Below are 14,028 nucleotides of genomic sequence, written 5' to 3'. Positions count from 1 at the left end.
AGATGACCGAACGTCAGAAGGACCGCCCGTGGCTCATGCGGACGTACGCCGGCCACTCCACGGCCGAGGCGTCCAACGAGCTCTACCGGCGCAACCTCGCCAAGGGCCAGACGGGTCTGTCGGTCGCCTTCGACCTGCCGACCCAGACCGGGTACGACCCCGACCACATCCTGGCCCGCGGCGAGGTCGGCCGGGTCGGGGTGCCCGTCTCCCACCTCGGCGACATGCGCCGGCTCTTCCAGGACATCCCCCTGGATCAGATGAACACCTCGATGACGATCAACGCCACCGCGATGTGGCTGCTGGCGCTCTACCAGGTCGTCGCCGAGGAGCAGGGCGCCGACCCGGGCAGGCTCCAGGGCACCACGCAGAACGACATCGTCAAGGAGTACCTCTCGCGCGGGACGCACGTCTTCCCGCCGGGGCCCTCGCTGCGGCTGACCACCGACATGATCACGTACACGGTCAACCGCATCCCCAAGTGGAACCCGATCAACATCTGCAGCTACCACCTCCAGGAGGCGGGGGCCACCCCGGTCCAGGAGATCGCGTACGCGATGTCGACGGCCATCGCGGTCCTCGACGCGGTGCGCGCGTCCGGGCAGGTGCCCGAGGAGAAGTTCGGGGCCGTGGTCGCGCGGATCTCGTTCTTCGTGAACGCGGGCGTCCGCTTCATCGAGGAGATGTGCAAGATGCGCGCCTTCGGCCGCATCTGGGACCGCGTCACCCGGGAGCGCTACGGCATCACGGAGGCCAAGCAGCGCCGGTTCCGCTACGGCGTCCAGGTCAACTCGCTCGGCCTGACCGAGGCGCAGCCGGAGAACAACGTCCAGCGCATCGTGCTGGAGATGCTGGCCGTGACCCTCTCCAAGGACGCCCGCGCCCGCGCCGTGCAGCTGCCCGCCTGGAACGAGGCGCTGGGGCTCCCCCGGCCCTGGGACCAGCAGTGGTCGCTGCGCATCCAGCAGGTCCTCGCCCATGAGAGCGACCTGCTGGAGTACGAGGACATCTTCGCGGGCTCGCACGTCATCGAGGCCAAGGTCGACGAGCTGGTCACCGACTCGCTCGCCGAGATGGACCGGATCGAGCGGATGGGCGGCGCCATGGCGGCCGTCGAGTCCGGCTACCTCAAGTCGGAGCTGGTCTCCTCGCACGCCGAGCGGCGGGCCCGGATCGAGGGCGGCGACGAGAAGATCGTCGGCGTCAACGTCTACGAGACGACCGAGCCCAACCCGCTCACCGCCGACCTCGACGGGGCGATCATGACGGTCGACCCGGCGAACGAGGCCAGGGTCGTCGCCGCGCTGCACGCCTGGCGCGACAACCGCGACGAGCCCCGCGCCACCGAGGCGCTGGCCGCGCTGAAGAAGGCCGCGGCGGGCACCGAGAACCTGATGGAGGCGACCGTCGAGTGCGCCCGCGCCGGGGTCACCACCGGCGAGTGGTCCTGGGCGCTGCGGGACGTCTTCGGCGAGTTCCGGGCGCCGACCGGGGTGTCGTCCGCACCGGTCGCGGTGACCGCCGAGGAGGGCTCGCCGCTGGCCCTCGTACGCGAGAAGGCCGCGCGGACCGCGGCGGACCTGGGGGTGGGCCGGCTGCGCCTGCTGGTCGGCAAGCCCGGCCTGGACGGGCACTCCAACGGCGCGGAGCAGATCGCGGTGCGCGCCCGTGACTCCGGCTTCGAGGTCGTCTACCAGGGCATCCGCCTCACGCCCGAACAGATCGTCTCGGCCGCCGTCGCCGAGGACGTGCACTGCGTCGGCCTGTCCATCCTGTCCGGCTCGCACGCCGAGCTGGTGCCGGACGTGCTGACCCGGCTGCGCCGCACCGGCGCCGGCGACATCCCGGTGATCGCCGGCGGCATCATTCCCCCGGCCGACGCCGAGGCCCTGATCAGGGCGGGTGTCGCCGCCGTGTTCACCCCGAAGGACTTCGGTATCACGGAGATCATCGGCCGTATCGTCGACGAGATCCGGAAAGCGAACAAGCTCGACCCTCTGGAGGTCCCCGCATGACCACTCCCACGCCCGTGAACCGCCCGCCCGTCTCCCACCACCGCCCTCAAGAGACGTCCCTGCGGGACGGCACCTCCCGCCTGCGCCCGCGCCGCTCGTGTCTGGCCGTGCCCGGCTCGAACCCCCGGTTCCTGGAGAAGGCCCAGGGCCTCCCGGCCGACCAGGTCTTCCTGGACCTGGAGGACGCCTGCGCGCCGCTCGCCAAGGAGGGTGCCCGGCACACCATCGTCGACGCGCTGAACAACGGCGACTGGACGGGCAAGACCCGGGTCGTGCGGGTCAACGACTGGACGACGCACTGGACGTACCGCGACGTCGTCACAGTCGTCGAGGGCGCCGGGCAGAACCTCGACTGCATCATGCTGCCGAAGGTCCAGGACGCCCAGCAGGTCGTCGCGCTGGACCTGCTGCTCACCCAGATCGAGAAGACGATGGGCTTCGAGGTCGGGCGGATCGGCATCGAGGCGCAGATCGAGAACGCCAAGGGCCTCGTCAACATCGACGAGATCGGCGCCGCCTCACCCCGTCTGGAGACGCTGATCTTCGGCCCGGCCGACTTCATGGCGTCGATCAACATGAAGACGCTGGTCGTCGGCCAGCAGCCGCCCGGCTACCCGGCGGACGCCTACCACTACATCCTGATGCGCATCCTGATGGCGGCCCGTACGCACGACCTCCAGGCGATCGACGGCCCCTTCCTCCAGATCCGCGACGTGGACGCCTACCGCGAGGTCGCCGGCCGTGCGGCGGCGCTCGGCTTCGACGGCAAGTGGGTGCTGCACCCGGGTCAGGTCGACGCGGCGAACGAGGTGTTCTCGCCCTCTCAGGAGGACTACGACCACGCCGAACTGATCCTGGACGCCTACGACTGGTGCACCTCCGAGGAGGGCGGCAAGAAGGGCTCGGCGATGCTCGGTGACGAGATGATCGACGAGGCCAGCCGCAAGATGGCCCTGGTCGTCGCGGGCAAGGGCCGGGCGGCCGGCATGCAGCGCACCTCCAAGTTCGAAGCGCCGGAGGCCTGATATGCAGTTCGGACGCACTTACGAGGAATTCGAGGTCGGTGCGGTCTACAAGCACTGGCCCGGAAAGACCGTCACCGAGTACGACGACCACCTCTTCTGCCTGCTGACCATGAATCATCACCCGCTGCACATGGACAGCAACTATGCGGAGAAGACCACCGATTTCGGCAGGAACGTCGTCGTCGGCAACTACATCTACTCGCTGTTGCTCGGCATGTCGGTGCCGGACGTCTCCGGAAAGGCCATCGCCAACCTGGAGATCGAGTCGCTGAAGCATGTCGCGCCGACCTTCCACGGCGACACGCTCTACGGCGAGACGACGGTCCTGGACAAGACCCCGTCGAGGTCCAGGAGCGACCGCGGAATCGTTTATGTGGAGACCAAGGGCTATAAGCAGGACGGCACGCTGGTCTGCGTGTTCCGCCGCAAGGTCATGGTCCCCACCGAGACGTACATCAAGGAGCGGGGCGGGGAGCAGCCCGGCCGCCCGGAGCTGAACCAGCCTTCGCAGAAGAACGTGGAGAAGTAGCCATGACGCGACTCGCCCAGACGGCCGGCCTCAACGACGTCCAGCGGGAGATCCTCTCCACGGTCCGGGATTTCGTCGACAAGGAGATCATTCCGGTCGCGACCCAGCTGGAGCACCGCGACGAGTACCCGACCGAGATCGTGGAAGGGCTCAAGGAACTCGGCCTGTTCGGGCTGATGATTCCCGAGGAGTACGGCGGTCTGGGCGAGTCGCTGCTCACGTACGCGCTGTGCGTGGAGGAGATCGCCCGGGGCTGGATGAGCGTGTCGGGCATCATCAACACGCACTTCATCGTGGCCTACATGCTCAAGCAGCACGGCACCCAGGAGCAGAAGGACACCTTCCTGCCCCGGATGGCGCTGGGCGAGGTGCGGGGCGCGTTCTCGATGTCCGAGCCGGCGCTGGGCTCGGACGTCTCGGCGATCAGCTCCAAGGGCGTCAGGGACGGCGAGGAGTACGTCCTGAACGGCCAGAAGATGTGGCTGACGAACGGCGGCACGTCCTCACTGGTCGCCGTGTTGTGCCGGAGTGACGAAGGACACCCCGAGGGCACCGCCCCGCACAAGTCGATGACCACGTTCCTGGTGGAGAAGGAACCGGGCTTCGGCGAGGTCCGCCCCGGGCTCACGATCCCCGGGAAGATCGACAAGATGGGCTACAAGGGGGTCGACACCACCGAGCTGATCATGGACGGACTACGCATTCCGGCCAATCGTGTGCTCGGCGGCACCACCGGCCGAGGGTTTTACCAAATGATGGACGGAGTGGAGGTCGGCCGGGTAAATGTGGCGGCCCGTGGCTGCGGCGTCGCACAGCGTGCATTCGAACTGGGCGTTTCCTACGCACAGCAGCGCCAGACCTTCGGAAAGCCCATCGCGCAGCACCAGGCCATCCAGTTCAAGCTGGCCGAAATGGCCACCAAGGTCGAGGCCGCCCATGCGATGATGGTAAACGCAGCGCGCAAAAAGGACTCCGGGGAGCGAAACGACCTGGAGGCAGGGATGGCGAAGTACCTCGCCTCCGAGTACTGCAAGGAAGTCGTCGAGGACGCCTTCCGTATCCACGGCGGTTACGGCTTCTCCAAGGAGTACGAGATCGAGCGCCTCTACCGGGAGGCCCCGATGCTGCTGATCGGCGAAGGTACCGCCGAGATCCAGAAAATGATCATCGGGCGCCGACTCCTTGAGGAGTACCGTTTCCAGGGTTGATTGTCCCTTTCGCGGCGATTTAACCGCGAAGAAGATCACACCCTGTCATCCTCAACCGGTGCCTTCCAGACGTCCGACTCGGCTGCTGGCTTGCCCAGTTGCGGCCAGCAACCGATAACATCGCCGGAAAAGCCGCCGTCCCCCGTTTGCCAGCGCGGCCTCATCCGCTACGAAGGTCATCCATGCCCGACAGCCATACCTCTGCCTCACGCGGCCGGGTCCGCATCGCACGCGGAGCTTCGCCGTGGCTCCTGCCGACCGTCGCCACCGCCGCCCTCAGCCTGACCCGCGCCCGCCGGTCCGGGCGCTGGGCGGCCGTGGCCGTGCCCACCACCGCGCTCGCGGCGGGCATGCTCTGGTTCTTCCGCGACCCGGAGCGAGAGATCACCGGGGGGCGCGTCATCTCACCGGCCGACGGCGTGGTGCAGAGCATCATGCCGTGGAAGGACGGACGTACCCGCGTCGCGATCTTCATGAGCCCGCTGAACGTCCACGTCAACCGCGCGCCGCTGGCCGGCACGGTGACGTCGGTCGAGCACGTGCCCGGTGGCTTCGTCCCCGCGTTCAACAAGGAGAGCGAGAACAACGAGCGCGTTGTCTGGCACTTCGACACCGAACTGGGTGACATCGAGATGGTGCAGATCGCGGGTGCTGTAGCCCGGCGCATCGTCCCCTACATCCCGCAGGGCACGAAGGTGGAGCAGGGCGAGCGCATCGGGCTGATCCGTTTCGGCTCGCGCGTCGACATCTACCTTCCGGAAGGTGTGGACGTCGCGGTCGAGGTCGGCCAGGCCACAACCGCAGGGGTGACTCGCATTGACCGTGATTGATCCCGATACACAGGCCGGCTGGGTGCCGGAGGCCGAGGCGGAGGACGACGCCGAGGACATGCCGCTCTCGATGCGGCTGTCGATAGCGGACACCCTCACCCTCGGTAACGCCACGTGCGGCTTCATGGCCGTGTACTTCACGACCACGGGCATCCTGATCCCGCACCTCACGGGCAGCGACGAGAGCGGCATGGCGCGGCACTCCGCGGCCACCGCCGTGATCCTCATGCTCATGGCAGCGGTCTTCGACCTGTTCGACGGGCTCGTGGCCCGCAAGCTGCGTTCCTCGCCGATGGGCGCCGAGCTGGACAACCTCTCGGACCTCATCAGCTTCGGGCTCGCCCCGGCGTACTTCGTCCTCGTGTACGGCATGGTCGCGGACGACGCACACCAGCGGGTCTCGGCACTCGCGGCGATCGTGGTGCTGCTGGCGGTGGTGCTCAGGCTTGCGCGGTTCTCCTGCGTGACCATGAAGGACGGCATGTTCCAGGGCATGCCCAGCCCCTTCGGAGCGCTCACGGTCATCTCGATCGTGCTCCTGGAGCTGCCCTTCGTGCCCACGCTGCTCGCGATCATCGGTGTGGCGTGGCTGATGGTCAGCCGGGTCGAGTACCCGAAGCCGCGGGGCGTCCTCGCGGTGGCGATGCTCGGCTGGATCGTGGCCGCGATGGGGCTCCTGGCGGCGTGGGCGTTCGACGCCCCCGGCGGCCAGCTGCTCCTGCAGACCGGCTGTGCGCTCCAGGTGGTCCTGGGCGCGGTCATCCCGCTCTTCGCGACCGCCCGCCGCGTGAACACCTTCCGCGGCAACCGGCGCGAGGCACGGGCGGCGCAGCTGCCGTAGCCCCGCCGTACATCACGAGGGCCCGGATGCCGACAGGCGTCCGGGCCCTCGCGCATGCGGGGTCCAGGAGCCCCGCCGAGCCGTAAGCGGCTTGCGCGCCTCGGACCGGGAGAGCCGGGGATTCACCCGTAACCCCCGCACAGTCCGCATTCTTCCCAGGTTTACGTCATTAATTTTAGCTCTCAGAACGAATTCTTGCGCAGCGCCGTGGACTTCCTTGCGACGGTGCTCCTAGCCTGTGGGACGTCCGCAGAGCCCCACGAGCCGCAAGGACGACTTCGACGTGACTTCACCACCCAGACGCCCCCTGCTCAGACGGTCCGTATCCGCCTCGCTCTCCCTGGCACTCGCCGCGTTCGGCACCGCCGCCGCCGTGGTTCTGTCCAGCGCGCCCGCCGCCCAGGCGGCCGGTGTGCCCGCCCCTTCGCCGCTCGCGGTTACCGGCCGCGGCGCGACCGTCCCGTTCACGGAACAGGAGGCCGAGTACGCGGCCACCAACGGCACGCTGATCGGCCCGAACCGCCTCTACGGCACGCTGCCCTCCGAGGCCTCGGGCCGGCAGGCGGTGACGCTGGACGCGGTCGGTGAGTACGTGGAGTTCACGCTCACCGCACCGGCCAACGCAATGTCCTTCCGGTACTCGCTGCCGGACAACGCCGCCGGCACGGGCCGGGACGCCTCGATCGACGTACTGGTGAACGGCGGCTCGCCCAAGGCGGTGCCGGTCACCTCGAAGTACGGCTGGTACTACGGCGGCTACCCGTTCAACAACAACCCGGGCGACACCAACCCGCACCACTTCTACGACGAGGCCCGGACCATGTTCGGGTCCACCCTCGCGGCCGGCACGAAGGTCCGGCTCCAGGTCTCGTCCACCTCGGCCTCACCGTCCTTCACGATCGACCTGGCGGACTTCGAGCAGGTGGCGGCGCCCACCGCGAAGCCCTCGGGCGCCCTCGACGTCGTCGCCGACTTCGGGGCCGACCCGACCGGGGCCGCCGACTCGACCGCCAAGATCCAGGCGGCCGTCGACGCGGGCAAGGCGCAGGGCAAGGAGGTGTACATCCCCCAGGGCACCTTCCAGGTCCGCGACCACATCATCGTGGACAAGGTGACCCTGCGCGGCGCCGGTCCCTGGTACTCCGTGCTGACCGGGCGCGACCCGTCGAACCGGAGCAAGGCCGTCGGCGTCTACGGCAGGTACGCCGCGGACGGTGGCAGCAGCAACGTCACGCTCAAGGACTTCGCCATCATCGGCGACATCCAGGAGCGGGAGGACAACGACCAGGTCAACGCCATCGGCGGGGCCCTGTCGGACTCGACCGTCGACAACGTCTGGATGCAGCACACCAAGTGCGGCGCCTGGATGGACGGCCCGATGGACAACTTCACCATCAAGAACAGCCGCATCCTGGACCAGACCGCCGACGGCGTGAACTTCCACTACGGCGTCACCAACTCCACGGTCACCAACACCTTCGTCCGCAACACCGGTGACGACGGCCTGGCGATGTGGGCGGAGAACATCCCGAACGTGAAGAACAAGTTCACGTTCAACACCGTGATCCTGCCGATCCTCGCCAACAACATCGTCACGTACGGCGGCAAGGACATCACCATCTCCGACAACGTCATGTCGGACACCATCTCCAACGGCGGCGGCCTGCACATCGCCAACCGCTACCCCGGTGTGAACTCCGGCCAGGGCACGGCCGTCTCCGGCACCACCACGGCGGCCCGCAACACCCTGATCCGGACCGGGAACAGCGACTACAACTGGAACTTCGGGGTCGGCGCGATCTGGTTCAGCGGGCTGAACGAACCGATCAACGCCACGGTCAACATCTCCGACACCGAGATACTCGACAGTTCCTACGCCGCGATCCACCTCATCGAGGGCTCCGCCAACGGCCTGCACTTCGACAACATCAGGATCGACGGCGCGGGCACCTACGCGCTCCAGATCCAGGCGCCGGGCACCGCCACGTTCAACAATGTCGTGGCCACGCACATCGCGCAGTCCAACCCGATCCACAACTGTGTCGGCAGCGGTTTCCAGATCACCCGGGGCTCGGGGAACTCCGGCTGGTACGCCGACCCGCCGGCCTGCACCGGCACCTGGCCGGACCCGGTGTGGACCAACGGCGGAGTGCCGGGCGGCGGCACCGGCCCGACGGACCCCACGGACCCGACCGACCCGACCGACCCCACCGATCCGACTGACCCCACCGACCCGCCGGCCGAGACGGGCAACCTCGCCCAGGGCCGTCAGGTCACCGAGTCCGGCCACGCGGACGTGTACGGCGCGTCCAACGCGGTCGACGGCAACGCGGACACCTACTGGGAGAGCGCCAACAACGCCTTCCCGCAGACCATCACGGTGGACCTCGGCGCCGCCAAGACGGTCAAGCGGCTGGTCCTGAAGCTGCCCCCGGCGGCCGCCTGGGCCACCCGCACGCAGACGCTGAGCGTGTCGGGCAGCACCGACAACACCACGTACAGCTCGCTCAAGGCGTCGGCGGGCTACACCTTCGACCCGTCGAGCGGTAATCAGGCGACCGTCACCCTGCCCGGCACGTCGGCCCGCTATCTGCGGCTGACGTTCACCGCCAACACCGGCTGGCCGGCCGCGCAGCTCTCGGAACTGGAGGCCTACACCAGCTGACCCGGCACACGGAGAACCGGCGGGCGGCGCGCATCGCGCGTGCCGCCCGCCGGCCGTTGCCAAAGAGGTGAAGGAGCTACTTGACGGTGAAGGACTCGGCAGCGGCAGCCGCCTGGGCGGGCCGGACCACCTTCAGACCGCCGGGGGTCCCGTCGTCCGGCTTCATGATCACGCTCTCCCGGGTGGACGGCGCCGCCGGGTCCGAGAAGTCGTGCGACACCCCGAAGTCGCCACCGAAGTCCGTGATGGTCAGCAGGGCCTTGTCGATGCCCTCGCGGGTGAGGTCCTTCGCCGCGCAGGCCTTCTTCAGCGCGTCGCCGTACAGGTCCGCGGCCGTGTAACCGGCGATGACGCCGTTGTCGAGGCCGTCCTTGGGGTACGCGGCGGCGTACTCCTTGGACAGCTTCGCCGGGCCGGCGCCCGGGTCGCCGATCGGGAGGGTGGAGGCGGCGACGTAGTAGTCCTTCATCAGGGCCGGGCCCGCCTGGGTCGCCAGCAGCTGCGGGGCATAGGCCGAGTTGTTGCCGATGACCGGCACCTTGAGGCCGGTGGCGGCGGCTACCCCGACCAGCGAGGCGGCCTGGCGCGGGCCCGCGCTGACGACGACGGCCTTCACACCGGCCTGCTTGAGGGCGGAGACCTGGGCGGTCATGTCGTTGTCGGTGGGCTTGATCTTCTGCTCGACGACGGTGAGGCCGGCCTGCTTCGCCGCGTACTTCGAACCGGCCAGGGCGTTCTCGCCGTAGTCGCCCTCGAAGTACACATGGCCGATCCGGTCGCCCTTGGCGATGCGCTTCTCGGCCAGCAGGTAGTCGATCGCGTTGATCGTCTCGACGTCGTACGTGGCGCCGATGACCCTGATGTACTTGCTGCCGACCAGATTCGCCGACCAGGCCTGCGGCAGGACGAGCCCCTTGTCCTGGCCGTCGATGCGCTGCTCGACCGCCGCCACGAACGGGGAGCCGATGAACTGGACGAAGCCCAGCACCTTCGGTTCCAGCTCGGTGTATCCGGCGACGGCCTTCTGCGGGTCGTAGCCGTGGTCGCGGACGGTGAGTTCGATCTTCCGGTCGCAGATGCCGCCCGCGGCGTTGGTCTGCTTGACCCAGAGCTGCTGGGCCTGGGTGACGCTCTTGCCGAGTGAGGCGTAGACGCCGGTCATGTCGGTGAGCGCGCCGAGCCGGATCACCGAGTCGGTGACGCCCTCGCCGGTCTTCACCCCGCCCTTGCCACCACCGTCTCCCGCGTCGGAGGACTTGGCCTTCTCGCTGCACCCCACGAGGGTGAGGGCGAGGGCCGCGCACACGGCCCCGAGCACACGCAGTTTCATTTGTTCTCCCCTGAGTTCTTCATCGGGCGTGTCAGGCCGCCTGGCAGGAACAGGACCGCCGCGACCACCGCGGCGCCGTACAGGTAGCGCGACGCCTCGCCCGGTGCCAGACCGCCGGTGCCGGGGGCGGAGACCAGGGGCAGGGAGTCGCTGTAGCGGGTGAGCAGCTGTGGCAGCAGGGAGACGAAGGCGGCGCCGACGACCGCTCCCGCCACGGTGCCGAGCCCGCCGATGACGATCATGGCGAGGTATTCGAGGGACAGGACCATGCCGAAGTACTCGGGAACCGTCCGCTGGAAGACGAGCGCCAGCAGGACGCCCGCCAGTCCCGCGTACATCGAGGACAGGACGAAGACGCCCGCCCGGTAGCGGGCCACCGGTACGCCCATCACCCCGGCCGCGATCCGGTGGTCCCTGATCGCGTTCAGCGCCCGTCCCGGCCGGCCGCGCAGCACCCCGCGCGCGAACAGGCCGCTCAGGAGCAGCGCGGCCAGCGCCGCGTACCAGAGCTTCTCGGAGGACTGGAAGGGCACCGCGGCGACCAGCACCTCCGTGTCGTCGAAGGTGAAGCCGAAGAGCGAGAGCGGGGGTACGGAACGGCCGTTGTAGCCCCCGGTGAGGGAACCGGCGTTGAACAGGACGTGCTGGCCGATGAAGATCAGCGCCAGCGTCGCGATGCCGAGGTAGGCGCCGCGCAGCCGGCTCGCGATGGGGCTGAACAGCCCGCCGGCGGCTCCGGCGAGGAGGACGGCGAGGACGGCCGCGAGCCAGCTGGGCAGGCCGAGCCCGGTCAGCGCGTGCCCGTTCTCCGTACCGCTCTCCCCCGCCAGGACGCAGTAGCCGTACGCGCCCACCGCGAGGAAGAACGCGTGGCCCATGGAGAGCTGGCCGGTGGCTCCGGTGAGCAGGTTGAGCCCGATGGCGCCGATCGCGGCGGCCATCGCGAACAGCCCGGCCTGGAGCCAGAAGCGGTCCAGGTAGAACGGGAGGGCGAGCAGCAGCACCGAACCGGCCGCCCACAGCCAGGTGCGGGGCCGGCGCAGCCGGGCGGCGAGGCCGATGACGGCGGCGGGCGGTGTGGTCGTGGTCTCAGACACGGGCGAGCTCCTTCGTACCGAAGAGTCCCGCGGGCCGCAGGAGCAGCACGATCACCATCACCAGGTAGGGGGCGAGGTCGCCGATGCCCCGGCCGAGGAACGACAGGTCGCTCTGGTAGCCGGTGGCGAGCGACTCGGTGACGCCGACGATCAGTCCGCCGGCCAGGGCGCCGGTCGTCGAGTCGAGTCCGCCGAGGATCGCAGCGGGGAACGCCTTGAGCGCGGCGAGCGAGGTGGCCCGTTCCAGGCCGGGGGTGGGGAAGACGGTGAGGAAGAGCGCGGCGACGGCGGCGAGCGCCCCGGCGACCGCCCAGGCGGCGAGCGAGACCCGGCCCAGCCTGACCCCCATCAGCGCCGCGGTCTGCGGGTTCTCGGCGGCGGCGCGCATCGACACGCCCCAGGAGGTGAAGCGGAAGGCGAGCAGGAAGACGGTGATGAGGAGGGCGGCGGCGACGAACGCGGCGACCCGGGTCTGGGCGATCGTGACGTCGCCGATGGTGAGGACCCGGTCGCCCCAGGGGTCGCCGAGCGAGAGGACCTCCGTCCCCATGCGGCGGGTGAGCTCGGTGGTGAGCAGGATGTCGACGCCGATGGTGACGATGGCCAGGACGCTGTGGTCGCTGCCCCGGTAGCGGCGCATCACCAGGAACTCCACGGCCGCGCCGACGACGGCCGCGCCCGCGATGCCGACAGCGAGGGCGGGCCAGAAGCCGATGTGGTCGTGGAGCACGGCGGTGACGTAGCCGCCGGCCAGCAGCAGTGAGGCGTGGGCGAAGTTGACGACCTCGGTGGCCTTGAAGATGACGACGAAGCCGAGCGCGATCAGGGCGTAGACCGAACCGATGGACAGGCCGCCGAGGAGGAGTTCGATGAAGGTGGTCATTGCGGTGCCCCCAAGTAGGCCTGGACGACGGCCGGGTCGTTCTGGACCTCGGCGGGGGTGCCGCCGGCGATCCTGCGTCCGAAGTCGAGTACGGTCACGGCGTCCGCGAGCCGCATCACCACCCCCATGTCGTGTTCGACGAGCACGATCGAGATGCCGAGGCCGTCGCGGACCCCGGCCACGATCGCCGCGGTGCGGCGCCGTTCGTCGGCGGTCATCCCGGCGACGGGCTCGTCCAGAAGGAGCACTTGGGGCTCCATGCACAGCGCCCGGCCCAGCTCGACCAGCTTCTGCTGCCCGTACGGGAGCGCCCCGGCGGGCCGTCCCAGTTCCTTCTCCAGCCCGATGAACCCGGCGATCTCGCGGACCCGTTCGCGATGGGCGGCGGTCTCGCGCTTCGCGGACGGCAGCCCCAGTCCACTGGCGAGGAAGCCGGCCCGGGTCAGCCGGTGCCGGCCCAGCATGAGGGTGTCGGCGACGGTGGCGTGCGGGGGCAGCGCGAGGTTCTGGAAGGTGCGGGCGACGCCGAGCGCGGCGATCTCGTGCGGGGCGCGCCCGGTGAGCTCGGCCGTCCCGAGGCGGACGCTCCCGGAGGCCGCCCGGTAGACCCCGGACAGCACGTTGAACGTGGTGGACTTGCCCGCCCCGTTGGGGCCGATGACGGCGTGCACGCTGCCCGGCTCCACGGTGAACGAGACGCCGTCGAGGGCGGTGAGCCCGGCGAAGCGGACGGTGACGTCGTGGACGGCGAGGGCGGGGGGTGCGGTTTCGCGGGCGTCGGTGGCGGTGGCGGTCACGCGGACCACCTGCTCAGGGTGCGGACGGACGCGGTCGCGGCCCGGTCCGCGTCCTCGGCCGCCGTCTCGTCGACGACGCCCAGATAGCGGCGGCGCACCTCGTCGGAGGCGGCCAGTTCAGCGGCCGGCCCCTCCAGGGTGACCTCGCCGACCTCCAGTACGTACGCCGTGGACGCGAGCCGAAGCGCGATCGACGCGTTCTGCTCGACCAGCAGGACGGAGGTGCCGGACGCGTTGATCTCCCGCACCGTCTCGGCGATGCGCTGCGCCATCAGCGGGGCGAGCCCGAGGGAGGGCTCGTCCAGCAGGAGCAGTCTGGGCCGGGCCATCAGGGCGCGTCCCATGGCCAGCATCTGCTGCTCGCCGCCGGACAGCAGCCCGGCGCTCTGGTGGGCGCGCCGGGCGAGCACCGGGAACAGCTCGTGCACGCGCGCGAGCGCGTCGGCCGCCGCCCTGCGGCCGCCGGGTGCCCCGAGGGCGCCCGCCCGCAGATTGTCGGCCACCGTCATCCGGGCGAACACCTGGCGCCCCTCGGGTACCTGGACCACTCCGGCGGCCACCACCCGGTCGGGGCGCAGCCCGTCCAGGGGCTGCCCGTCGAACCGGACGGTTCCGGTGCCCGTCCCGCGATGGAAGCCGAGGGTCCGCGATACGGCCCGCAGCAGTGTGGTCTTCCCGGCCCCGTTGCCGCCGAGTACGGCGGTGATCGCGCCGTCCGGCACATCGAGGGAGACGTCGCGCAGGGAGCGTACGGGGCCGTAGGCCACGGACAGTGCGCGGATCTCGAGCGTTGCCATGCGTCCTCCTC

12 protein-coding genes are annotated in these 14,028 nt (G+C 69.7%); 7 read left to right on the top strand and 5 right to left on the bottom strand.

The window, feature by feature from the left end:
• Positions 1-2: 2 nt before the first annotated feature.
• The 7 genes from P8A18_RS29500 (at position 3) to P8A18_RS29470 (ending at position 9,113) form a co-directional block, all read left to right on the top strand.
• The gene (locus tag P8A18_RS29500) at positions 3-2,015 is read left to right on the top strand and encodes an ethylmalonyl-CoA mutase (RefSeq protein ID WP_306059428.1); all 2,013 of its coding nucleotides are present in this window, start codon (positions 3-5) and stop codon (positions 2,013-2,015) included.
• Positions 2,012-3,040, top strand: coding sequence for an HpcH/HpaI aldolase/citrate lyase family protein (locus tag P8A18_RS29495; RefSeq protein WP_306059425.1), 1,029 nt, complete (start codon positions 2,012-2,014; stop codon positions 3,038-3,040). Before P8A18_RS29500 ends, P8A18_RS29495 begins: the two co-directional genes overlap by 4 nt.
• A 1-nt stretch (position 3,041) precedes the next feature.
• Positions 3,042-3,569, top strand: coding sequence for a MaoC family dehydratase (locus P8A18_RS29490; RefSeq protein WP_018552646.1), 528 nt, complete (start codon positions 3,042-3,044; stop codon positions 3,567-3,569).
• A gap of 2 nt (positions 3,570-3,571) precedes the next feature.
• The gene (locus P8A18_RS29485) at positions 3,572-4,777 is read left to right on the top strand and encodes an acyl-CoA dehydrogenase family protein (protein ID WP_306059422.1); all 1,206 of its coding nucleotides are present in this window, start codon (positions 3,572-3,574) and stop codon (positions 4,775-4,777) included.
• 182 nt (positions 4,778-4,959) lie between these two features.
• Entirely contained in the window at positions 4,960-5,607 is a 648-nt protein-coding gene (locus P8A18_RS29480) for a phosphatidylserine decarboxylase (protein WP_018519860.1), read from the top strand.
• Positions 5,594-6,448, top strand: coding sequence for a CDP-diacylglycerol--serine O-phosphatidyltransferase (gene pssA, locus P8A18_RS29475; protein ID WP_202454294.1), 855 nt, complete (start codon positions 5,594-5,596; stop codon positions 6,446-6,448). The genes P8A18_RS29480 and pssA overlap by 14 nt, the downstream gene beginning before the upstream one ends.
• A gap of 283 nt (positions 6,449-6,731) precedes the next feature.
• Positions 6,732-9,113, top strand: coding sequence for a discoidin domain-containing protein (locus P8A18_RS29470; protein ID WP_306059417.1), 2,382 nt, complete (start codon positions 6,732-6,734; stop codon positions 9,111-9,113).
• A 76-nt stretch (positions 9,114-9,189) separates the two neighbouring features.
• Here the strand turns inward: P8A18_RS29470 and P8A18_RS29465 are convergent, their stop codons facing one another.
• The 5 genes from P8A18_RS29465 to P8A18_RS29445 are packed head-to-tail and all read right to left on the bottom strand — an operon-like array spanning position 9,190 to position 14,017.
• Entirely contained in the window at positions 9,190-10,443 is a 1,254-nt protein-coding gene (locus tag P8A18_RS29465) for an ABC transporter substrate-binding protein (RefSeq protein WP_306059415.1), read from the bottom strand.
• Positions 10,440-11,540, bottom strand: a complete 1,101-nt coding sequence (locus P8A18_RS29460) for a branched-chain amino acid ABC transporter permease (protein ID WP_306059413.1) — start codon at positions 11,538-11,540, stop codon at positions 10,440-10,442. The genes P8A18_RS29465 and P8A18_RS29460 overlap by 4 nt, the downstream gene beginning before the upstream one ends.
• Entirely contained in the window at positions 11,533-12,423 is an 891-nt protein-coding gene (locus P8A18_RS29455; protein WP_306059411.1) for a branched-chain amino acid ABC transporter permease, read from the bottom strand. Before P8A18_RS29455 ends, P8A18_RS29460 begins: the two co-directional genes overlap by 8 nt.
• Positions 12,420-13,220, bottom strand: a complete 801-nt coding sequence (locus P8A18_RS29450; protein WP_306059409.1) for an ABC transporter ATP-binding protein — start codon at positions 13,218-13,220, stop codon at positions 12,420-12,422. Before P8A18_RS29450 ends, P8A18_RS29455 begins: the two co-directional genes overlap by 4 nt.
• Positions 13,217-14,017 carry an ABC transporter ATP-binding protein gene (locus P8A18_RS29445; RefSeq protein ID WP_306059407.1) on the bottom strand — a complete coding sequence of 267 codons (801 nt, stop codon included), beginning with the start codon at positions 14,015-14,017 and terminating at the stop codon, positions 13,217-13,219. Before P8A18_RS29445 ends, P8A18_RS29450 begins: the two co-directional genes overlap by 4 nt.
• Between the last annotated feature and the right edge of the window lie 11 nt (positions 14,018-14,028).

The sequence above is a fragment of the Streptomyces sp. Mut1 genome (genome assembly GCF_030719295.1).
GTDB lineage: Bacteria > Actinomycetota > Actinomycetes > Streptomycetales > Streptomycetaceae > Streptomyces > Streptomyces castrisilvae.
This window is presented reverse-complemented; position numbering and strand designations above follow the sequence as displayed.

Coding starts and splice junctions, on each gene's coding strand:
- P8A18_RS29500 (WP_306059428.1), top strand. CDS start 3: ATGACCGAACGTCAGAAGGACCGCCCGTGGCTCATGCGGACGTACGCC.
- P8A18_RS29495 (WP_306059425.1), top strand. CDS start 2,012: ATGACCACTCCCACGCCCGTGAACCGCCCGCCCGTCTCCCACCACCGC.
- P8A18_RS29490 (WP_018552646.1), top strand. CDS start 3,042: ATGCAGTTCGGACGCACTTACGAGGAATTCGAGGTCGGTGCGGTCTAC.
- P8A18_RS29485 (WP_306059422.1), top strand. CDS start 3,572: ATGACGCGACTCGCCCAGACGGCCGGCCTCAACGACGTCCAGCGGGAG.
- P8A18_RS29480 (WP_018519860.1), top strand. CDS start 4,960: ATGCCCGACAGCCATACCTCTGCCTCACGCGGCCGGGTCCGCATCGCA.
- P8A18_RS29465 (WP_306059415.1), bottom strand. CDS start 10,443: ATGAAACTGCGTGTGCTCGGGGCCGTGTGCGCGGCCCTCGCCCTCACC.
- P8A18_RS29455 (WP_306059411.1), bottom strand. CDS start 12,423: ATGACCACCTTCATCGAACTCCTCCTCGGCGGCCTGTCCATCGGTTCG.
- P8A18_RS29445 (WP_306059407.1), bottom strand. CDS start 14,017: ATGGCAACGCTCGAGATCCGCGCACTGTCCGTGGCCTACGGCCCCGTA.